At 57.3% G+C, this 21,418-nt stretch carries 18 protein-coding genes; 7 read left to right on the top strand and 11 right to left on the bottom strand.

All coding sequences use genetic code 11. From position 1 onward, the window contains the following. Positions 1-100 precede the first annotated feature (100 nt). Positions 101-1,312: a pyridoxal phosphate-dependent aminotransferase gene (locus AC1DWM_RS10060; RefSeq protein ID WP_007943708.1), complete on the bottom strand. Its 1,212-nt coding sequence runs from the start codon at positions 1,310-1,312 to the stop codon at positions 101-103. A gap of 226 nt (positions 1,313-1,538) precedes the next feature. On the opposite strand from AC1DWM_RS10060, the gene msrB reads away from it, so the two are divergent. The 3 genes from msrB to AC1DWM_RS10045 all read left to right on the top strand — a co-directional run bounded on the left by msrB (position 1,539) and on the right by AC1DWM_RS10045 (position 3,057). After that, positions 1,539-1,934, top strand: a complete 396-nt coding sequence (gene msrB / locus AC1DWM_RS10055; protein ID WP_223519212.1) for a peptide-methionine (R)-S-oxide reductase MsrB — start codon at positions 1,539-1,541, stop codon at positions 1,932-1,934. A 179-nt stretch (positions 1,935-2,113) separates the two neighbouring features. Further along, positions 2,114-2,599, top strand: coding sequence for a glutathione peroxidase (locus tag AC1DWM_RS10050; protein ID WP_223519214.1), 486 nt, complete (start codon positions 2,114-2,116; stop codon positions 2,597-2,599). After that, positions 2,596-3,057, top strand: a complete 462-nt coding sequence (locus AC1DWM_RS10045) for a MarR family winged helix-turn-helix transcriptional regulator (RefSeq protein WP_223519217.1) — start codon at positions 2,596-2,598, stop codon at positions 3,055-3,057. The genes AC1DWM_RS10050 and AC1DWM_RS10045 overlap by 4 nt, the downstream gene beginning before the upstream one ends. Here the strand turns inward: AC1DWM_RS10045 and AC1DWM_RS10040 are convergent. Continuing rightward, positions 3,041-5,362 carry a hybrid sensor histidine kinase/response regulator gene (locus AC1DWM_RS10040; RefSeq protein WP_477795124.1) on the bottom strand — a complete coding sequence of 774 codons (2,322 nt, stop codon included), beginning with the start codon at positions 5,360-5,362 and terminating at the stop codon, positions 3,041-3,043. The genes AC1DWM_RS10045 and AC1DWM_RS10040 overlap by 17 nt on opposite strands. A gap of 166 nt (positions 5,363-5,528) precedes the next feature. On the opposite strand from AC1DWM_RS10040, the gene AC1DWM_RS10035 reads away from it, so the two are divergent. Then, positions 5,529-6,419 carry an ATP-binding protein gene (locus AC1DWM_RS10035; protein WP_223519359.1) on the top strand — a complete coding sequence of 297 codons (891 nt, stop codon included), beginning with the start codon at positions 5,529-5,531 and terminating at the stop codon, positions 6,417-6,419. Further along, a complete protein-coding gene (locus AC1DWM_RS10030; protein WP_477795123.1) occupies positions 6,416-6,898 on the top strand; it encodes a GAF domain-containing protein in 483 nt (160 codons plus the stop codon). The genes AC1DWM_RS10035 and AC1DWM_RS10030 overlap by 4 nt, the downstream gene beginning before the upstream one ends. Here the strand turns inward: AC1DWM_RS10030 and AC1DWM_RS10025 are convergent, their stop codons facing one another. The 8 genes from AC1DWM_RS10025 to AC1DWM_RS09990 form a co-directional block, all read right to left on the bottom strand. Continuing rightward, positions 6,899-9,847, bottom strand: coding sequence for an HD-GYP domain-containing protein (locus tag AC1DWM_RS10025; protein ID WP_477795122.1), 2,949 nt, complete (start codon positions 9,845-9,847; stop codon positions 6,899-6,901). A 49-nt stretch (positions 9,848-9,896) separates the two neighbouring features. Beyond that, a complete protein-coding gene (locus tag AC1DWM_RS10020) occupies positions 9,897-13,541 on the bottom strand; it encodes a transporter substrate-binding domain-containing protein (protein ID WP_477795121.1) in 3,645 nt (1,214 codons plus the stop codon). Between the two features lie 8 nt (positions 13,542-13,549). Beyond that, positions 13,550-14,176 (bottom strand): response regulator transcription factor, encoded by a 627-nt coding sequence (locus AC1DWM_RS10015; protein WP_027925739.1) that lies wholly within the window; start codon positions 14,174-14,176, stop codon positions 13,550-13,552. Positions 14,177-14,421: 245 nt separating this feature from the next. Further along, the gene (locus tag AC1DWM_RS10010) at positions 14,422-14,826 is read right to left on the bottom strand and encodes a response regulator (RefSeq protein WP_223519228.1); all 405 of its coding nucleotides are present in this window, start codon (positions 14,824-14,826) and stop codon (positions 14,422-14,424) included. A 161-nt stretch (positions 14,827-14,987) separates the two neighbouring features. Continuing rightward, on the bottom strand, positions 14,988-16,319 hold the full coding sequence (locus tag AC1DWM_RS10005) for a deoxyguanosinetriphosphate triphosphohydrolase (RefSeq protein ID WP_477795120.1): 1,332 nt from the start codon (positions 16,317-16,319) through the stop codon (positions 14,988-14,990). Between the two features lie 221 nt (positions 16,320-16,540). Next, the gene (locus AC1DWM_RS10000) at positions 16,541-16,882 is read right to left on the bottom strand and encodes a hypothetical protein (protein WP_223519231.1); all 342 of its coding nucleotides are present in this window, start codon (positions 16,880-16,882) and stop codon (positions 16,541-16,543) included. Beyond that, the gene (locus AC1DWM_RS09995) at positions 16,879-17,268 is read right to left on the bottom strand and encodes a phage holin family protein (RefSeq protein WP_223519233.1); all 390 of its coding nucleotides are present in this window, start codon (positions 17,266-17,268) and stop codon (positions 16,879-16,881) included. The genes AC1DWM_RS10000 and AC1DWM_RS09995 overlap by 4 nt, the downstream gene beginning before the upstream one ends. Before the next feature lies 1 nt (position 17,269). Then, positions 17,270-17,584 carry an ElaB/YgaM/YqjD family protein gene (locus tag AC1DWM_RS09990; protein WP_140670943.1) on the bottom strand — a complete coding sequence of 105 codons (315 nt, stop codon included), beginning with the start codon at positions 17,582-17,584 and terminating at the stop codon, positions 17,270-17,272. Between the two features lie 303 nt (positions 17,585-17,887). Here AC1DWM_RS09990 and AC1DWM_RS09985 point away from each other — a divergent pair, with 303 nt between their 5' ends. Beyond that, positions 17,888-19,096 carry an ammonium transporter gene (locus AC1DWM_RS09985; RefSeq protein ID WP_477795119.1) on the top strand — a complete coding sequence of 403 codons (1,209 nt, stop codon included), beginning with the start codon at positions 17,888-17,890 and terminating at the stop codon, positions 19,094-19,096. Position 19,097: 1 nt separating this feature from the next. On the opposite strand, the gene AC1DWM_RS09980 is transcribed toward AC1DWM_RS09985, so the two are convergent. After that, positions 19,098-20,810 (bottom strand): cation:proton antiporter, encoded by a 1,713-nt coding sequence (locus AC1DWM_RS09980; RefSeq protein WP_477795118.1) that lies wholly within the window; start codon positions 20,808-20,810, stop codon positions 19,098-19,100. 208 nt (positions 20,811-21,018) lie between these two features. Between AC1DWM_RS09980 and AC1DWM_RS09975 the strand changes: the two genes are divergently transcribed. Then, positions 21,019-21,255, top strand: coding sequence for a glutaredoxin family protein (locus AC1DWM_RS09975; protein WP_452625530.1), 237 nt, complete (start codon positions 21,019-21,021; stop codon positions 21,253-21,255). Positions 21,256-21,418: the final 163 nt, after the last annotated feature.

Below are 21,418 nucleotides of genomic sequence, written 5' to 3'. Positions count from 1 at the left end.
AGGCATGGCGTGAAACAAGGGTGTACGGCAGGGCGCAAAGATATGTTGCTGAATTAATCGCCGTGCGACTTTTTCAAAAAGTCGCACGGTGAGATACCCCTTACTGGCGGTAGGACTTGAGGAAGTTGCCGATCCGGCCAACGGCCATTTCCAGATCATCCACGCGCGGCAGGGTCACCACGCGGAAGTGGTCCGGCCAAGGCCAGTTGAAGGCGGTGCCCTGAACAACCAGCAGCTTCTCGGAGAGCAGCAGGTCGAGCACGAACTTTTCATCGTTGTGGATCGGGCAGACTTTCGGGTCGATTCGCGGGAACGCATACAGTGCGCCCATCGGCTTGACGCAGCTCACGCCCGGAATGTCGTTGAGCAGTTCCCAGGTGCGATTGCGCTGTTCCAGCAAGCGACCTTGGGGCAGGACCAGGTCATTGATGCTCTGATAGCCGCCCAGTGCGGTCTGGATCGCGTGCTGGCTCGGCACGTTGGCACACAGGCGCATGTTGGCCAGCATGTCGATGCCTTCGATGTAGCTCTGCGCGTGATGTTTCGGGCCGGAGATGGCGATCCAGCCAGAACGGAAGCCCGCCACGCGATAGGACTTGGACAGACCGTTGAAGGTCAGGCACAGCAGGTCCGGGGCCAGGGAAGCGGTGCAGATGTGCACGGCGTCGTCGTACAGGATCTTGTCGTAGATCTCGTCGGAGAACACCACCAGGTTGTGCTGACGGGCCAGTTCCAGCATTCCCAGCAACACTTCCTTTGAATACACCGCGCCGGTCGGGTTGTTCGGGTTGATGATCACCAGGGCCTTGGTGTTCGGGGTGATCTTGGCCTTGATGTCGGCCAGGTCCGGCCACCAGTTGGCTTGCTCATCGCACAGGTAATGCACCGGGTTGCCGCCCGACAGGCTGACTGCGGCCGTCCACAGCGGATAGTCCGGGGCCGGCACCAGCACTTCGTCGCCATTGTTGAGCAGGGCCTGCATCGACATCACGATCAGCTCGGAAACGCCGTTACCCAGGTAGATGTCTTCGATGCCGACGCCTTCAACCTGCTTCTGCTGGTAGTACTGCATCACGGCCTTGCGCGCGCTGAACAGGCCTTTGGAATCGCTATAGCCCTGGGCGGTCGGCAAATTGCGGATCACGTCCTGGAGGATTTCGTCCGGCGCTTCGAAACCAAAAGGCGCCGGGTTGCCGATGTTCAGCTTGAGGATGCGATGGCCTTCCTCTTCCAGGCGTTTGGCGTGCTTGAGCACTGGGCCGCGAATGTCGTAGCAGACGTTGGCGAGCTTGTTCGATTTGCTGACCTGCATGGCGATGTGATCCCGAAAATGAACGATCCAGGCGGTGTATGAACTACCGTACTGGGAATCCTGCGTATTCACACAGGCCTGACGCCTTGAAATGCAGCACCCATAAATCCGTTTGAATGCGCGTGGTCTGGCTGCCAGACTGGCGTTTGACGAGGCGCAATCATACGTGCCGCCCGATCCGTGGAAAAGGTACAGATCGGGCTTTTTCAGCTGCTGAGGTGTGATGATGGAAAAGTTGGAAAAAACCCTGGAAGAATGGAAGGCGATGCTCGACCCGGAGCAGTACAACGTGTGCCGCCTCAAAGGCACCGAGCGACCGTTTTCCGGTAAATACAACGGCACCAAGACTGACGGTGTTTACCATTGCATCTGCTGCAACGAACCGCTATTCGATTCAAAAACCAAATTTGACTCCGGCTGCGGCTGGCCGAGCTTCTACGCACCGATCGGCGACAGTGCGATGGTCGAGATCCGTGACGTCAGCCACGGCATGATCCGCACTGAAGTGGTCTGCGCCAAATGTGATGCACACCTTGGGCACGTGTTCCCGGATGGCCCGCCACCCACCGGTCTGCGTTATTGCATCAACTCGGTGTGTCTGGACCTGGTGCCGCGCGAATAATGTGAGCCCTGTAGGAGCACGGCTTGCCGGCGATGTCGATCTCAAGGACGCCATCGCCGGCAAGCCGTGCTCCTACAGGGATTGTCGTGCCCCCAATCAGTCAGATTGATTTATTAAATTGCACACAATTCAATTGCTCGCTATGTTTGGCCTATCTCCTTTCATTAAGAGTCCAAGTCATGAGCGACAACCTGCTGAGCATCCCGTGCACCACCATCAAGGGTGAACAAAAGACCCTGGCTGATTTCGCCGGCAAAGCCGTGCTGGTGGTCAATACCGCGAGCGAGTGCGGCTTCACCCCGCAATACAAGGGTCTGGAAGAGTTGTGGCAAACCTACAAGGACCAAGGGCTGGTGGTCCTCGGCTTTCCGTGCAATCAGTTCGGCAAACAGGAACCCGGCAACGAAGACGCCATTTCCGAATTCTGCGAATTGAACTTCGGTGTCAGCTTCCCGCTGTTCAAGAAGATCGAAGTCAACGGTGCCGACGCCCATCCATTGTTCGTTCAGTTGAAAAAACGTGCACCGGGTGTACTGGGTTCGCAGGGCATCAAGTGGAACTTCACCAAGTTCCTGATTGGCAAGGACGGTCAGTTGGTCAAGCGCTTCGCCCCGGCGACCAAGCCTCAGGACCTGAGCCGCGAGATCGAAGCCCTGCTCAAATGAACACCATGTCCGTCGATTCCCTGAAGCTTGACAGTCAGCTCTGCTTCAAGCTGTACGCCGCTTCCCGGGCAGTGATTCGTGCCTACAAACCGATGCTCGACCAACTCGGCCTGACCTACCCGCAATACCTGGCCATGCTGGTGTTGTGGGAATGGCAGGAGGCGGCCCCCGAGCAGCCAACGGTCAAGGCGTTGGGCGAACGCCTGGCGCTGGATTCCGGCACCTTGACGCCATTGCTCAAGCGACTTGAGCAATTGCAGTTGGTGCAGCGTCAGCGTTCGGCTCGCGATGAGCGTGAAGTGCACCTTAGCCTGTCACCGTCCGGTAAGGCGTTGCGTGATCAGGTCGGCCCGCTCAAGACTCGCCTGTTGTGCGACAGCGGGGTGGATCTGGATCGTCTGAATGATCTGCGTGATGGCCTTGATCAGTTGTTAGGGCAGATCAAAGCGCTGTCGTAGTCGCAACCCACACGTCAAGCAAGGCGGCCAGTTCTTCGCGGCGCAAGGGCTTGACCAAGTAGTCGTTCATGCCCGCCGCGCGGCAGCGTTCGCGTTCCTCGGACATCGCGTTGGCGGTCAGCGCGACGATGGGTAGCTGCGGCCAGCGCCCGCTGCGACGAATTTGCCGACTCGCTTCGTAGCCGTCCATGACGGGCATGTTGCAGTCCATCAACACCAGATCGAAGTCAGTGTGCTCAAGCTGATCCAGCGCTTCGGCACCGTGGGCGGCGACGATGACTTCACAGCCGAGTTTTCCCAGCATGCCCTTGGCCACCATTTGATTGACCGGGTTGTCCTCGACCAGCAATACGCGGCCACGCCGCTGGTGAGGCACGACTTCGACCCGCGCTCCGTTGATCATTGTGGTTTCCGGCTGCAAGACTCGCCGCAAGTTCTGGTATAGCGCATTGCGCGCCAGCGGTCGTGCCTGTTGCTGCAAGGGCGCGAGGGCGCTCGCCTGTTCGCTGGGCATGAAGTTGCCATAAGCGGTTACCAGCAGAATCGGTGCAGCGAGGGTGGGGCGCAGACCAAACAGGCATTCGGGGCAGTCGGTGATCAAGACATCAGGCTCAAGGCCAATCAACGAGTCATCCATGGAGCGCTGTTGATAGTCGAGCCCCCACGCGGGTAACAGGGTTTTCAACAGTTCTGCAAGCCCGCTACTGGCGGCGGTAATCGCAACGACCTTGCCGGACAGCGGTGCCGGGGACATGGCGCTGGTGTGGGCGGGCAGCGGCAGGTCGGCGCAGAACTGGCTGCCGAAACCGGCTTGCGAGCTGATCGTCAGACGTCCCTGCATGGCTTCGCAGAGGTTATAGGTGAGGGCCAGGCCCAGCCCCGTACCGCCAAACTGCCGGGTAATACCGGCACCGGCCTGGGTAAACGGCTGGAAGATCTTGACCTGGGCATCCTGGGCGATCCCGATACCGGTATCGCAGACCTCGATTCTGACGCCCTCTGCGAACGTAGACAGACGTAAGTCGACCCGACCGAAGCGGGTGAATTTGAGCGCATTGGACAACAGATTACTGACGATCTGCCGCACTCGGGTCGGGTCCCCCAGCACCTGCGCCGGAAATTGCGGATCGATCAGGCACGTCAGCTCCACGCTCGGCGCCGCATTCTGGGACAACAGGTTGGCGGTGTCTTCGACCAACGAGCCAAGGTCGAAGGGAATGTGCTCGAGTTCAAGCTGACCGGCATCGAATTTCGACAGGTCGAGAATATCGTTGAGCAGTTCGACCAGCACTTTGCCTGAGTCATGAGCGATCGACAGCTGTTGCTGCTGCTCGGCAGTGAGCGGGCCGTCCAGTGACAGCGCGATCATCCCTAACAGGCCGTTGAGGGGCGTGCGTATTTCATGGCTCATGTTGGCCACAAACACTGAGCGTGCTTCGGCCATATCGATGGCGGTGGTGCGTGCGATTTCCAGCTCCCGATTGGATTGGCTGAGCCTGGCATTGGTTGCCTTGAGCTCAGCGGTACGCGTCGAAACGATGCTTTCCAGTTGACTGAGGTAGTCGGTCAGGCGGTTTTCGGCGTTGCGTCGTTGATGGATTTCGGTGGCGGTGTTTTCGAATTGTTCGTTGGCGGCTTTGACCAGCACGCCGATTTCATCGTTTTCATGCCCCGGCGGGCATTCAACTCTGGGTGGCTCCACGCTACGCGGATCGCGGCCACTGAGTTCGCGAATGACCTGCACCAAGGGTTTGGTCAGCATCACGTAGAACAGCGCGAGCAGAATGCCTGTCAGGATCAGGCTTCGAGCGAAGCCGTTGAGCAGCGTCACTTCGGCCCGGCGCAGGAAGCGGCTACCGAAGGCGTAGGTATCGACTTCCAGTTGCAAGGTCCCGAGGGATTCGTTTGGCAGGTGATCGAGAAAGAGGCGGTCTTCGAAGTGCCGATGGGCGCCGAACAGGAAGTCGCTGATCACTCGATAACCGCTTTGCGTACCTGAACGCTTGACGCTGGCCAGCACGGTATTACGGTTATCGGTCAGTTTAGCGCTGATGATCGCCGGTGAGCGCAGCAGGCCCAGGGTCAGTTCCTGGGCGAGTTCGGCGTCGATGTTGTAGGCGATGCGCGAGGCGGGATTATGGCTGATTTCCAGCAAAGACCGTATTTCGCGGTTGATGGAGGCGTCTTCGCTGGCATAATCGATGCTTATTTGCAGCAGGCTGAGCAGCGTGCCCAGAATGAAACCGACCAGCACAGTCAGCTTGGCTTGCTTGTATGACAGCCGGTGGGTGAATTTGATATCCATGGGGTGTTGAACCACTTCCGTTTTTTTTCGCTGCTCAAGCATAGTCGATCATGCAGGGATACCGATGTTCTCGCGAACCCTTGAGCAAGGGTTGAGCCGGGCACCGAACGCTGTGTATTCGTCGCTGTATCGCCATCATCACTGTGAACGTGCCCGAGGAGAAGACGTGGACGCTCGATTGAATGCTTTTCTTGAACGCGCCGATGCTGTTTTGGCCCGTATCGAGCCGCTGCTGCCCGCACCTCGACAAACCATCGACTGGAACCAATGCCTGGCCGCGCGCTGGCAGCGCGAGGGGCGCAGCGGTTTTCTGTTGCCCCTGCACGTCAGCCTCGACATGCGTCTGTCCGACCTGATCGGTGTCGACCGGCAACTGGAGCAGTTGGGGCGCAATACCCAACAGTTCATCGACGGCATGCCGGCCAACCACGCTTTGCTCTGGGGCTCGCGCGGTACCGGTAAATCGTCGCTGGTGCGTGCCTTGCTCGCCGAACATGCCCACGCCGGTTTGCGCCTGATTGAGATCGAGCGCGATCACCTGGCGGACCTGCCGCGAGTGGTCGAGCAAATCGGCAAGTTGCCGCAGCGCTTCGTGTTGTTCTGCGATGACCTGTCGTTCGAGTCGGGCGAGGGCGATTATCGCGTACTTAAGAGCGTACTCGATGGCTCCCTTGAACAGGCACCGGATAACGTTCTGCTTTACGCCACCTCCAACCGTCGTCACCTGGTGCCGGAAAAGGAAAGCGATAACGAAAACTGGAAAAGAGTCGACGGCGAACTGCACCCCAGCGAGGCGGTGGAAGACAAGATCGCGCTGTCGGACCGCTTCGGTTTGTGGCTGTCGTTTTATCCGTTTACTCAGGAACATTTCCTCAACGTAGTCGAACACTGGATCGGTCAACTGGCCGATAAAGCCGGGCTTGAGTGGCAGCGTAACGAAGAGTTGGACATCCTCGCGGTGCGTTGGGCCACGGGCCGAGGCAATCGCAATGGCCGTTGCGCCTATCAATTTGCCCGCTATTGGGTCGGGCTCAAGCTGTTGGAGCACAAAGCATGATTGATTTACAGAAGAGCGGCCAAGGCCTGGATGGTTACGGCATGTTGTGGGCGCAGCTGGAATCGTTGCTGGCGGATGAGCGTGATTTTATCGCCAATGCTGCACAGTTCTCGGCATTCCTGTTCAACCAGCTCGATGACCTGAACTGGGCCGGTTTCTACCTCAATCGTAACGAAGAACTGGTGCTCGGTCCTTTCCAGGGGCAAATCGCCTGCGTGCGGATTCCATTTGGTCGCGGCGTGTGCGGGACGGCTGCGTCGACCTTGCAGACTCAATTGGTTGAAGACGTGCATGCATTTCCCGGGCATATCGCCTGCGACAGCGCATCGAACAGCGAACTGGTTGTTCCGTTGGTCAAGGACGGTCGATTGGTCGGTGTGCTGGACCTCGACAGCCCAAGACTGGCGCGTTTTAGCGCTGAAGATCAGGCCGGTATCGAGCAGCTGGCGGTGATTTTTCTGCGCCTGACCGATTGCTGATCATGCACTCAAGCCTGCCCTGACCAACAGGCTTGACCGGTCAACAACGTCAATCTGCTGAGGATCGAGGAATCGTTCTGCGTACTGCAAATATATGTGTGCGTTGATGAACAGCCCGAACAACTCCGGGTCGATGTGGGCGTCACGGCACATGTTGGCCATGATGCCCAAGGCCTCGCTCAAGGTTTTGGCCTTCTTGTAGGGGCGATCGGCAGCGGTCAGCGCTTCGAAAATATCGGCAATCGCCATCATGCGTGCCGGCAGGCTCATTTCTTCACGCTTCAACTGTTTGGGATAACCGGTGCCGTCCATTTTCTCGTGATGGCCGCCGGCGATTTCCGCGACGTTGTTGAGGTGCTCGGGAAAGGGCAGGCGGCTGAGCATCAGGATCGTCTGCACCATGTGGTGATTGATGATGTAACGCTCTTCGCGAGTCAGCGTGCCTCGGGTAATGCTCAGGTTGTAGAGTTCGCCACGGTTGTACTTGTAGTGCGGTACTTCGAGCTTGAATCCCCACGGATTGCCATCCGGGATCAGTTCGCTTTCGGCACGTTCGAACAGGTGCTCGGGTTTGTCCGCGAGCAACGGCTCGCTGACGGGCAGCGTCGGCGCCGGCGTTCGTTCCTGGCGGCGGTTCTCTTCCCATGAAACCCCGAGCCGATCATCCAGGGTTCGGGTCCAGGTACGTTGAGCAATGCCGCGCAAACGTTGCAGGTCGGCTTCGGCCATGGCTTCACCGCCCAGATTGCAGTGGGCGATGAACACAAAATCATCGTCCAGTCCCGCCAGAATGGCATTGCGCAATTCGGCCAGGTGATGCTCGTCACCCCCTTGGGCAATGGCCTGCCAATAATTGATCCAGGCATCGCGCTTGAGCACTTCGAAACGCATGCGGATTTCGTGGATGCGGTCGTTCAGGGTTTCAAGTTTGGTGGCCTTGTCGACCACATACTCAGGGGTGGTGACCTTGCCACAGTCGTGCAGCCATGCCGCGATGTGCAGGGCTTCCCACTCATCTTCCGTAGGCTGATAGCCGCTGAAGGCCGGCTCCTGACTGGCGGCAGCAGCCTGAGCGAGCATCAGCGTCAACGCCGGCACCCGCTGACAATGCCCGCCGGTGTAAGGACTTTTGGCATCGATCGCCCCAGCCAGCAGTTGTATGAAAGAGTCCAGCAACTGTTTCTGTCTGGCTTGCAGGCGCTGGCTTTCAATACTCACCGCCGCCGCGCCTGACACCGCCTGGAGAAACGCAATGCGGTCCGGGCGAAGCTTTTCCAGGTCGTGTTGTGTGCCGCTGTCGGCCAGCAAGAGGATCAGCAGGCCGACGGTTTCGTTATGCCGGTTGTGTAACCGGATACCGATCAAATGAACCCGTGGGCTTTCCAGCGCAAGCACCACCTTTTGCAGGTCGGCGGCGTTTTCGAAGTTCAGGCTGGTGACGACATTGTCGGCGTTCGACAACTGCTGCATCCACTGAGGGCTCTGCGGGTTCTGGAGTTCGTGGCCGTGAATCCCGAATGCAGGTAATGCCTCGGCGGTCTCGTTGATAACCAGGCCGTGAGGCTCCATGCGGTCGCTATCCTGTTCGCGCAGGTAAATCAGACCCGCCTGAGCCTGCCCGATTTTCACGGTTTCGAACAACACCCGTTGCAGTAACGGGGCGAAACGGGTCTCGGCACTCAGGCTGTCGGTGATCTGGAAAAAGCTCGCCAGGGTGTCCTTCATGCGCGCCATCGACACGCTCAGTTGGTCGACTTCCAGCACGGGTGAGCGTTGGCTGACAGGAAAGTTGAAATTGAAACTGCGGATCGCGTCGGCTTCCTGCACCAGTGAACGCAGAGGCTTGACCAGAACTCTGGAGGTGAGCCACCCCAGCGGCAGGCACAGCAGCAACGTTGCCAGAGTGATCACTGCGCCTTGCCAGCGCATGCGATAGGCATCGACGAGCAATTCATCTTCCGGCACCAACAGCGCCAGCTGTAATCCTTCAGGCCCGCCTTCCTTCATGCTGCTGCGGGCCACAATCCATTGGCGACCCGCGGTATCCAGGCGATTACCTTCTGGCGGACGGGTGAGCAGGGCACCGAGTGCCGGATTCAAATCGGCTGCCTTGATCAAGCGTACGGTCTGGTCGTCGACGATCAGCCTGTTGCTGTCGGGATAGGCAACGGCATTGCCTTCGCCATCGAACAGCACGATTTCTGTGTGCGGGGTCACCACATGTTTGGCCAGCGTCGCCGACAGTTCGGCGAGGGTGAGGTCGGCGCCCATCACTGCGTTCGCGCCGCTGCGCCGGGCCAGGGTGGTGCCAACATCGTGAGTGGAGAAAAATACATAGGGTTCGGTGGTGATCTGGTCCTCATCGCTGCGAGCGCTGCTAAACCAGGCGCGTGTGCGCGGATCGAAGGTTTCGTCGGGGGTATCCTGGCGGTCGATGAGGGCCAGGTTCTGATCAAAAAACAAAGACTGGGACCGCACCTTTCCACCGCCGGCCGGGTGTTCGATGCTCCAGACTTGATAGGCCGCCGTGTCCGGGGCATTGGTGAGAGCTTTCACGGCCGGGATGCGCAGAGGACGCACCATGAAAAAGTCGCCATTGCTGTAACCCAGATACAGCGAGGCCAGGTTGGGATTGTCTTTGAGCGACTGGCTAAAGGGTTTCAGCAGCGCGAGCCGTTGCTCCAGCGCCGACGCTTCGGTCGCCGGGTTGTCCACTAGCAAGCTCAACAGGTGGCGGATCGGTACATAGGTGGCTTGCAGATCCAGCCGGACATCCTGCTCGATCCGGTTGAAGAGTTTTTCGCTGCTGGACAGGATGATCTGCGTGGTTTGCCGGTAATTGAAAATGCCCAACACCACGCCCGTTAGCAGCAGCAAGAAGGTAAACATCACGCTGATATGGACGTGTAACGGAAATCGGCGTTGATCGGAGCGCAGTGAGCTTGGCATTACGGGTCTCTCCATGAGGGTGAACACACTGCTCAACGCTCAAGCATAGTTAATGCTCCATCGTTCTGCTTTTGTCGTTATGCCCTATTTGTTGTTGCAAGGCTTGCTCCAGTTCGAGCATGGCGCGCTCGATGGCTTTAGTGCAGTTGGCTACGGTTTCGGGGTGGAACACTTCATGGCAGGCGATTTCGAGCGCTTCACAGCTGTCGATCAATCGACACGCGTGGACGATTCGGGCCGCCCCCTTGATTTTGTGAGCGAAGTCGAGGAAAGACTGGCGGTCCTTGCACTGGGACAGCGCCCGCAATTGCTCACGGTCCAGACGATTGCTTTTCAGCAGTTCGGACAACAAGCGGTGATCCAGCTTCGGATTACCGCCGGTCAGCAGTTGCAGCCCTTCGAGGCTGAACGCCGGGTCGCGGGCGATCGGCTTGATACGTTCAATCCACTGCCTCAAGGCCGTCAAACTGAGGGGTTTGAACAGGCAGTCGTCCATCCCTGCCTGTTTGCAGCGTTGTATTTCTTCCGGCTGTGCATTGGCGGTAAAACCCAACAAGGTGCAGACCGCGCGCGGCTGTTGCTGTTCGTATTGACGAATTAGCCGGGCCAATTCGTAGCCGTTCATGATCGGCATGTTGCAATCAACAATGACCAGATCGAACTGTCCGTGCTTCCATGCCGCGAATCCGGCCTCGCCCTCTGCTGCTGCGCTATAGCGATGCCCCAAAAACTCCAGTTGCTGACACATGAGCAAGCGATTGGCCGGATGATCGTCGACCACCAGGACGTTCAATGGGGTTGAGGTAGGCTGAATAGACGCTTCGACGGTTTTCGGCATCAGCTCTGGCGGCAATGTTGCCAGATGCAGCAATATTTCGACTTGAGTGCCGGCACCGGGCTGGCTACGCAATTGCAGGCTGCCGCCCATCATCTCGCACAGCGTGCGACTGATCACCAGACCCAGCCCAGCGCCCCCTCGGGTCGACTGCGCACTATGGGTCGCCTGAGCGAATGGCTCGAACAAACGCTGTTGATCCTGCTCGCTGATCCCCATTCCGCTGTCCTTGACCTGCACGCGCAGCAAGACCCGCTCGGGCTCGTCAGTGGCCTGTGACTCAACCACAATCAGGACCTGACCCTGTTCGGTAAACTTGATGGCGTTGCTGACCAGATTGGACAACACCTGCTTGAAGCGCATCGGGTCTAACAGGACATCGGTTGGCGGATGGGCAGGACTGAAGTCCAGCAACAGGCGCAGGTTTTTCTGCCGGGCGAGCCCGTCGAAGATCCTGACCACCGATGCCACCGTTTCACCCAGGTTGACGCGCTCCGGATTCAGACTCAGATGCCCGGATTCGATGCGCGCAATATCGAGAATGTCCCCGATCAGTTCCAGCAGGTCTTTCGCCGAGTTGTATGCGACGTCAATGGCGGGGCGGTCCGGATGAGCCGGCTCGATACGTTTGAGGGTCAGTTCCAGCATGCCGATGATTGCATTCATCGGGGTGCGGATCTCATGGCTCATGGTCGCCAGAAAAGTGCTTTTGGCTCTGTTCGCTTCATCGGCGCGTTCCTTGGCCGCTCGAAGATCTTCGAACAGTTGTCGCCGCTCGCTGATGTCGATCCAGCCGCCAATGATGCCCTGCACTTCACCGCTCGAGTCCCGGTAAGGTAGAACCCAGTGATAAATCGTCAGCTTGCGACTGCCGATTTGCAGGGTGCGGTCGAGAATCAACGGTGTACCTTCACTCACGACGCGCTGATAGTCAGCCTGATATTCCTGAGCCTCGAACGCATTGCTCATACTGCCCTGAATGACACTTTTGCCGATGACGTCTTCGTATTTCGTACTGAAGGCTTCCAGGTAACTGTCGTTGCAGCTTTGCAGCAATCCCTGTCGATCACGCACGTAGATTGGATGAGGCGTGCCATTGACCAGTGATCTCATGAACTCAAGTTGATCATTCAGCGCGAGCTCGGCCGCCTGACGCTGTTTTATCTGGCGACGCATGTAAGCGTTCCAGGCAACAGAAATCAGCAGTAGCACACCAACACCAATCACCACTTGATAGAACACCCGGTGATAGCTGCGCCAGGTGTTTTGCGTAGTCGACGAGTATCCCCGCCAGCGGCTGTTGATAATGCCCAGCTCCTGCGGGGTAATGCTCAGCAATGCCTTGTCGAGGATGGCGCTCAGTTCTTTGGCATCACGTCCTGTTGCCAGGGAGAACGCAGCCTGCTGCGTGCCAAGGGTGGAACTGATCTGAAGGGGCTGCTCGAAGATTCTGGATGAGATGAAGTAGTTGGCGATCACCAGCGAGTTTACGGCGCCTTCAGCCTGCCCCTCTGCAACTGACTGCACGGCACTGAAGGTGTCTGGGGTTTCGATCAGATTGACGTGCGGGAACTCGCGATGCAGGTAATCCACCATCGGATTGCCTTGGGCAATCGTCAGGCGCTTGCCCGAAAATTGCGTGAGGTCGGTCGGGGTGTCGGCCACTTTGCGTGTCAGCAGGACAAAGGAGTTTTCCAGGTAGGGGCGGCTGAAGTTCAGCAGCGTTTCACGTTGTGCGCTGGGCAGCAGGGCGGCAATCAAGTCGGCCTGATGATGACTGATTCGCTCGATCATCTCGTCATCGCTTCGGCTGCGATGGATCTCGAAGCGCAAGCCGGTGCGCAACCTGATCAACTCGAGCAGGTCGGCGGTAACACCTCGAAAGTTGCCTTCATCGTCGAAAAACGTCAGCGGCGCAAACGCCTCATTGACCACCACGCGAACCACTGGATGTTGCGCCAGCCAGCGTTCTTCGCGACCGGTAAGTTGCAGCTTGTGATCGGTGAGCAGGATGTCACTGCCTGCACTCCAGCGTTTGGCGATGTTTTCTCGCTCGCTGGTGGGAGTGGCATTCAGAGTCGCGTTGATGATCCCAAGTAGTTCCGGGTTGTTCTGGTGCACGGCAAAACTGAATCCGTGGACTTCGTGTTTACCGAAGTTGGCCATCCGGACGTTGTTCAGGTAACCCTTGTTAATCAGGTAATGGGTTGAAATGGTGTCACCGAGAAAGACATCAGCCTGGTCGAACGCGACAGCGTTGATTGCATTCTGGTAAGAGGGGAAGGTTGAGATAATTGCCTTTGGATACAGGGATTGGACTTCTTCCATCGGCAAGTAGTGGTACACCATGCTCAACCGCAACCCGGCCAGGCCATCGTTCAGGGATCGGGTTTCTCCTTCTCGTGTCACCAGAACCGGTTGGTCCGCAGCGTAAGGTGTGGAAAGCACAATGTCGGCGTTGCGTGCCTCAAACCCATTGGCACTGCCAAGCATATCGACCTCACCGTTTTCCAGCGCTTCGATCGCGTTTTCTCGGGACGCGTAGCGCTGAACCTTGATGGGCAGGCCGGTGACCTTGCCAAGGATGCCCGCGTAATCGGCAGTGAAACCTTCATAGTCGCTGCCGCTGTTGGTCAGGTCGAAAGGCGGGTAATCGGGGGCTGAAGTGCCCAGAGTCAGTTCACGTTTGTTGTTGAGCCATTGCCGTTGTGATTTATCCAGTTGGACTTCCATGTGACCGGCCATTGAGCGACTGAGCAGGGTGTAATGCTCGCTGGCGGAGTGTGTCGCAGACACTGAGGTGCTCAGACATAAGCCTGCAGTTATCAGTATTAGATAATCCTTTATACGACTGGGCATCCGGGCTCTCACACTAAGGCGTTACGTTTTGCCATATCGATGAGTTCAACCAGTGATTTGGCTTTGAGTTTTTGCATCAAGCGCTTTTTATAGGTGCTGACAGTCTTGTTACTGAGGAACATGCCCTTGGCAATTTCCTTGTTGGTACGGCCTTGTGCAAACAGTTGCAATACCATCAACTCCCGGTCGTTGACTGACTTGAAGAGCTCCAGGTCGGCGTATCGCGTGTCATCGCTACGGACAGGATTCAACGCCTGACTGGGGAAGTAGTTGTAGCCTGAGAGCACCGCCTTGATGGCACTCACCAGTTCACTGAGGTCTTCCTGTTTGCATACATAACCCGACGCGCCGGACTGCATGCAGCGAATACCGAACAATGTCGGGCACTGAGCCGTTAATACCAGGGTTTTTAACGGGGTACACATGGCGTTGAAACGGGAGAGAACTTCCAGTCCGTCCAGTTTGGGAATGCTGATGTCGAGAATGACCAGGTCCGGCATGCATTCTCGAACCATCTGCATGGCGTCGACCCCATTATCAGTTTCGCCGACGACTTTATAACCCTCATGTTCGAGCAACATTCGGACGGCAAGACGGATAACGGGGTGATCGTCGACAATAAAAACGGAGTTCATAATCAGATCCCATGCGAGCTCAAATAAAGCGCGCACCATAGCTCAGATAGTTGAGGGGGCGCATGAACCGACAGGCAGATAGCAGTGATATAGGAAAAGTCCTACAGTCGAAGAGGAATCGGACTACGGTCCAACTAGGTTTTGAATGAGGATCAATAAAAGTGTTGTATTAAGTGTTGGGGTGATTGTGGTGTTTATTTTAAATGGGTTGTTTGTGTGCTAAGTGTATTTTTAGTAGTGGGTTTTTATAGCGAGGCCCGGGTCAACAGGTTTCTAAAGTCTGATTGTTTCAAGGGTTTAATCAAGTAGCCCAGCAAAGGTAGATTGTACTCATCGGCCGTTTTTTTAAGTTTGTCCAGTTCGCCGGGTGTCAGGCTACTCAGGAGTATCGCCTGCTTGATCATTCCCCGGCGGCTGGCGAGTTCGATCAAGTCGAGGCCTGTGAGGTCAGGCAGACATTGATCACACAGGAGAATGTCGAAGGGGTGCGAAGACTCAAGCATCTGGTGCAAAGCGCTCTCTGCACTGTCCGTAGCGGTGAGTTGGGTGAAGCCATAACTCTCAAGCAGGTATTGGGTCGCTTTAAGCTGAAAGGGATGATCTTCCACCAGCAAGATGCGCCAATTGTGTTTGGACCTGACATTTTTCATGCTTGATCTGTCGATCAGAGTGGAAGGTGATTATTGCGCGAGCAGGGAGAGCAATCGATCAGTCGGCTCTGCACAAGGTGTAGGGCGATTCTGTTGGTGCTGAAGTGCGAATGAATATCGAACCGCTCCTCAGACGATCTGAACAGCGGGTCGATGGGCATTTATCCGCGGTTTGAACGACCGGTCATTTCCAGGGCCATTTCACTGGCGTAGCTGTCAGTCATGCCGGCGATGAAGTCGATCATGCGCAGGAATGAAGTGTGCAAAGGACCGCGAGGATCGGGCGCATTGTTGCCCAGCAGGTCGAGGATGCGGCGACTTTTGAACGACGGCGTTCGACCGTTGTGTTGTTCCAGTGCCGCCCCGCAGAAAGCGTTCAGAAGAATCTCCAGCGTGGTGTAGGCGCCGATTTCATGCAGCGTCTTGCGTTTGTCCTGGAAGATTTTTTTTCTGGCCATGTCTTTGGCGTTCAAGACGCAGCGCTTGGCCGGGCCATGCATGTGCTCCACCAAATCGCCGGGTAGCGTGCCGGCCAGCAAGGCATCCTGTTGTTCGACGAAGGCGCGAGCAGCGGCATTGGTCAGATGCTCGATGGCTTTTCCTCGCAGAATTGCCAGCTTGCGTCGACGCGAATCCAATGGGCCCAGTTGGCGATAGGTTTGCGGAAGATCGTCGCCCACAAGGTTGAGCAGCAAAGACTCGACTTCGGCGTACTCCAGCAACTCCATTTCCAGGCCGTCTTCCAGGTCGATCAGTGCGTAGCAGATGTCATCGGCGGCTTCCATCAGATACACCAATGGATGGCGTGCCCAGCGCTCCTCCTCCAGTTGTGGCAGGCCGAGTTTATGGGCGATCTGCTCCAGCAACGGCAGTTCGCTCTGATAACAGCCGAACTTGTGCTTCTTGTAGCCCAGTGAGTCAGCGTGTTTTGCCGTCCAGGGATACTTCAGATACGTACCCAGTGTGGCGTACGTCAACCGCGTACCACCGTCGAACTGGTGATACTCCAATTGAGTGAGGACGCGGAAACCTTGGGCGTTGCCTTCGAAGTTCAGAAAATCATTACGTTCGACTTCGCTCATGTCATCCAGCCAGCCACGGCCCGCGGCCTGCTGGAACCAGTGACGGATGGCGTCTTCGCCGGAGTGACCGAAGGGTGGATTGCCGATGTCATGGGCCAGGCAGGCCGACTGCACCACCATCCCCAGATCACTCGGATCGCACCATTCGGGCAGGGCGCTGCGAATGGTTTCACCGACACGCATGCCCAACGAGCGGCCGACACAGCTGACTTCCAGCGAGTGGGTCAGGCGCGTGTGGATGTGATCGTTGCTGGTGACCGGATGGACTTGGGTCTTGCGTCCCAGCCGGCGAAAAGCGCCTGAGAAAATAATGCGGTCATGGTCTTTATGGAAAGGGCTGCGACCGAGTTCTTCCGGGCTGTGCAGAGGTTTTCCGAGGCGTTCGCGGGTAAGCAGGGTTTGCCAATCCAAGGCGGGTCTCTCCGTCAGGTGACTGATCCCTTAGCCTAGAGCCCGGCGGCGTCGATGTCGATGAGCAGCAGTCGCTCACCATTGTCGAAAAACTGCCCGGTGGTGAGACAAGTCTTGTTTTTGGACTCGCCTGGTCACCGGGTGGGCACACAGGATTGAACCCCTCGATAAAAGAGGTTCATCCCGGTGGTGTGGCTAGAATGCAGCCAGAGAGTGGCTATTTAGTCTTTACGCGAATTGCTTTGCAGGACCAGCTTGATCAGGGGCCCGAGGCTGGTGCCCAGACGAACCAGGCGAGTGAGGCTGCTGACGCCGCCGTTTCTGGTACTTTTTCCGGTCAAAAATCCCAACAGGGTAACCGCCGCCACGCCCCAGAGCGGGGCATGCTTGATGCCAAAGCTGCTCTGGAAGTCTTGCGACATCCCGCGTATCCGCTGCAAGGGCAGCAGCAGTTCCCTGGATTCGTGGCGAATTTCCTGACGGTGCATTTCCATGCGCAGGCGAATCAGCGCCTTGCGCATTTCCGTACGCGAGCTGTTGTGCGGCAGTTCAGGCAGGCTCATGGCAGCAGGCGCTCCCGATCATTGGCCAATTCTTCCAGGGTGCCATGGAAGGGCGAAGACTCATCGAAGATCGCCGCTTTCAAACGGAACGCACAGAATATGGAGGCAAGGGCATAGAACACACAGAGCCCGATGATGGCGGGCAGGCGATAGGTGTCCCAAAACACAATCATCACCAGAGCCGACAACCCCACCAATAGCAGCAATGCAAAGACCAGCGCCAGGCCTGCAAACAACAGCAGGCTTACGGTGCGAGCCTTTTGCTCCTGCAACTCGATGCCAAACAGTTCGACATGGCTGTGCAACAGTCCGAGAAAAGCGGCCCCCAGGCGCCGCGATGAAGCGCTTGTGCCCGTCGCAGACGAGCTGGATTCGCCGATAGACATATCAGCGCCGAGAAGCTAACAGGCCAATGAGGAAACCCACCCCGGCGGCAATCCCGACCGATTGCCATGGGTTGGCCTGAACGTAATCCTCGGTAGCGGTAACGGCGGCCTGACCGCGCTCGCGTAACGAGTCTTCGGTCAGCTTCAAGGTTTCCCGGGCACGCAACAGGCTGTCGTGGATCTGGTTGCGCAGCTCATCAGCCTGATCGCCGGCGAGGGTGGCAGTGTGTTCCAGCAACCGTTCGGTGTCGCTGACCAGTGTTTGAAAGTCGTTCATCAGGATTTCTTGAGCAGTCTTTGCCTTGATGCTGGCCATGGGTGGATCTCCGTAGTGGCTTCTGATGGGTTCGAGTATGAGCCTTGCGTGAAGGTTCAGTACAAATGACTGGTACAACTTTTGCTATGTCGTGGTGCGTTCCCGGCGCCGCTGCGCTGTTGCCGGGCATGAAATCAGGAAAACCGCTACTCAAACAATTAAAACTCGCGCGAAGGTTTCGATCTTTTGCGCCAAAGCGGTTCACGGGGATCAACGGTTCGATCCGGATAAGCCGCAACTTGGTGCGTACATCGCCTGCGCGAACCGCTTTGGTGCTTTTTCAGCCTTAAGGTCTGCCAATCCATGGAAAATCTGCAAAGTGCTGTGGACAGTCTGGTCCACAGCTCCAACACACTGTTCATCCTTATTGGTGCAGTCATGGTGTTGGCCATGCACGCCGGTTTCGCTTTTCTTGAGGTCGGCACGGTTCGGCAAAAGAACCAGGTTAACGCCTTGTCGAAGATTCTCAGCGACTTCGCCATTTCGACTTTGGCCTACTTCTTTATAGGCTATTGGATTTCCTATGGGGTCACCTTTCTGCAACCGGCGGCGGTGATCAACGCCGACCATGGTTACGGGCTGGTGAAGTTCTTCTTTCTGCTGACCTTTGCAGCGGCCATTCCGGCGATCATTTCCGGCGGCATCGCCGAGCGCGCCAGATTTGTCCCGCAGTTGTGCGCGACCGCGCTGATTGTGGCGTTCATCTATCCCTTTTTCGAAGGGATGATCTGGAACGGCAATTATGGTTTGCAAGCGTGGTTGCTGGCGCGATTCGGTGCCGGCTTCCATGATTTTGCAGGCTCGGTAGTGGTCCATGCCATGGGCGGCTGGTTGGCACTCGCGGCGGTATTGTTGCTCGGGCCACGACAAGGGCGCTATCGCGACGGTCGCCTGGTGGCGTTTGCACCATCGAGCATTCCCTTTCTCGCGTTGGGCTCGTGGATTCTGATAGTGGGCTGGTTTGGCTTCAACGTCATGAGTGCCCAGACCTTGCAAGGCGTGAGCGGGTTGGTGGCGGTGAACTCGCTGATGGCCATGGTCGGTGGAACCATGGCGGCGCTTATCGTCGGGCGCAATGACCCAGGCTTTTTGCACAACGGCCCACTGGCCGGACTTGTGGCCATCTGCGCCGGTTCCGACCTGATGCACCCCGTGGGCGCTCTGCTGACCGGCGCCATTGCCGGGGCACTTTTCGTCTGGTGCTTTACCGCGGCGCAGGGCAAATGGCATATCGACGATGTGCTGGGTGTGTGGCCTTTGCACGGTCTGTGTGGCGTGTGGGGCGGAATTGCCTGCGGGATTTTTGGCCAGACGGCCTTGGGCGGCTTGGGTGGGGTGAGTTTGGTCAGTCAGTTGATCGGTACTTCTCTGGGTGTGGTTGTGGCGCTGGCCGGTGGTTTTGCGGTGTATGGAGCGATCAAGGCGTTCCATGGGCTGCGCCTGAGTCAGGAAGAGGAGTATTACGGCGCGGACTTGTCGGTACACAAGATCGGCGCCGTCAGTCAGGACTGAATCACTTCTCTGCATCTTCGGCCCCGGGATAAAAGTCGTGCAACATCCGGTAGCGATCATGTCGTATCTGATCAGCCCGCTCCTGTACCTGATGGGCGGGCAGTCCCAGCATGATCAGTGCATGGGAGGCGAGCATCAGGCTGGACTCCAGCAGTTCCGGTACGACTTCGCTGGCGCCGGCCTCTTTCAATTCGGTTAACTGGCTGTCGTCCCGGGTACGGACCAGAATCGGCACACTCGAATTGACCCTGCGTGCCTCCTTGAGTATCTCCAGCGCGATGTCGGTCTGGTCCACCGCGATCACCAACAGTTTGGCGCGGGCCAGTCCTACGGCAACCAGTAATTCACCTCGACGCGAGTCTCCGTAATGTACGCAGCTTTCGCTGACGGCCGCTTCCTCGACCCTTACCGAATCGTGGTCCAGTGCAATGTAAGGTTGCTGCTGTTGGCGTAGACAGCGCCCGATCGACTGACCAACGCGCCCGTAACCACAGATGACGACATGCTTGTCGAGATCGGCGTTAAGCGCGCTGATTTCTTCGAGTTGTGCTTCCTTGTTGGACTTGCGATGCAGGTGCTTTGCGATAGACGGGGTTGCGCGCAGCATCAGTGGCGTGACCAGCATCGAACAGAACGTAGCGGCCAGCAGCAGGCTGCCGAGTTGCGCGGGTATCAGATCGCTTTGTTGCATCTGCGCTATCAGTGCAAAGCAGAACTCACCCCCCTGGGCCAGTGCGAGGCCGCTGCGCCAGGCGGTTTCGCCATCGCTGCCACGCCATTTGACCAGCAGCGCCACCACGGTGCCCTTGATCAGTAGCAATCCCAGTGTCAGGCCAAGGATCAGCAGGGCGTGGCTGGCGAACAAATTCAAGTCGATCAGCATGCCGATGCTGACGAAGAACACCCCGAGCAGAATGTCGCGAAACGGGCGGATATCGGCCTCGACCTGATGCCGGTAATGACTTTCGCCCAAAAGCATGCCAGCGAGAAACGCGCCCAAGGCGGGGGAAAGACCCAGTAGGTGAGTCAGCCAGGCCGTCAGCAAAACAATCACCAGCGCCAGCAGTACGAACAGTTCGGCAGAGCGGGCGGCGGCGACTTCATGGAACAATCTTGGTAATAGCCAGCGGCTGACCAGCAGTAGACCGACGAACAACACCACGGTCTTCACCAGTGTCAGAGGCAGCGCCCAATACCAGGCCTGATCACTGTTGCCGGCGAATACGGGTACCAGGGTCAACAGCAATACTGCCACTACGTCCTGAAACAGCAATACGGCGATGGCATTCTGGCCATGACTACTGAAAATCTCGCCAAGGCTGGTCAGCTCCTTGCTGACAATGGCGGTGGATGACAGCGCCAGTCCCGCACCCAGTAACAGCGCGGCGGTCACCGGCATCCCGAACATCATCAGCAAAGCACCCAGCAGCAGTCCGCTTGCAAGCACTTGCAAACTGCCAAGACCAAACACTACCCGGCGTAGTGCGATCATTTTCGTCAGGGAGAACTCAAGACCGAGCGAAAACAGCAGGAACACCACGCCTAACTCGGCAAGGTAGGGCAGCCCTTCGCTTTGTTTCACCCAGTTGAAGGCGGTCGGGCCAACCATTAGCCCCACGCACAGATAACCCAGGACCGGGGGCAATCGCAGACGCTGGAACAGCGCGATGACCACCAGTGAAGAAACGAGAATAATCAAGAGATTGGCAAACACAAAACACTCCGCTGATAGACGCTGGCTACTCAAGCGTAGAAGCAAAAAAAACGTGAGCATTGCTTAAATGGCACAAGCGGCGACTGATTTGCATCAGGGTTATACCGCCCGCCCTTGCGATTCATCCTCCAGGGCAGAAGATGCAATGGCTCGACGGTTTTTCGGGGCAGGCCTAGAATAGTCACTTAATTTTTTCGGTTGAGCGCTCATGCTTCCTGAATGTCAGCTGTTCGGCACCCTGGGGTGCCATCTCTGTGAAGTGGCCGAAGCCATGCTGATGCCCTTTGTCGAACACGGTCTGCTGGTCGAACTGGTAGATATCGCTGACGATGAAACCTGGTTCGCAGCCTACAGTCTGCGTATTCCTGTCTTGCGAAGAATCGATACCGGCGCTGAGCTGGGTTGGCCGTTCGATTCCGACGAGGTGGTGGCGTTCTTGCGTTAAGCGGTATTTCTGGTGGCGGTGATGCCGCCTGTCGAACTTTGCGATGGATCCCCTTGGCTTAATCGCTGCTCTTCGGATACTGTATGCGCATACAGCCATCGTGGTGCTGCCTCGTTATCCCGGGTTTTCGGGTTTGCGCAGGCAGTTCCGGGCGTGAGAGGGA

The sequence above is a fragment of the Pseudomonas sp. P4_C8 genome, from assembly GCF_056401975.1.
Note: the sequence above shows the minus strand (reverse complement) of the source record. Positions and strands in the feature narration are given on the sequence as shown.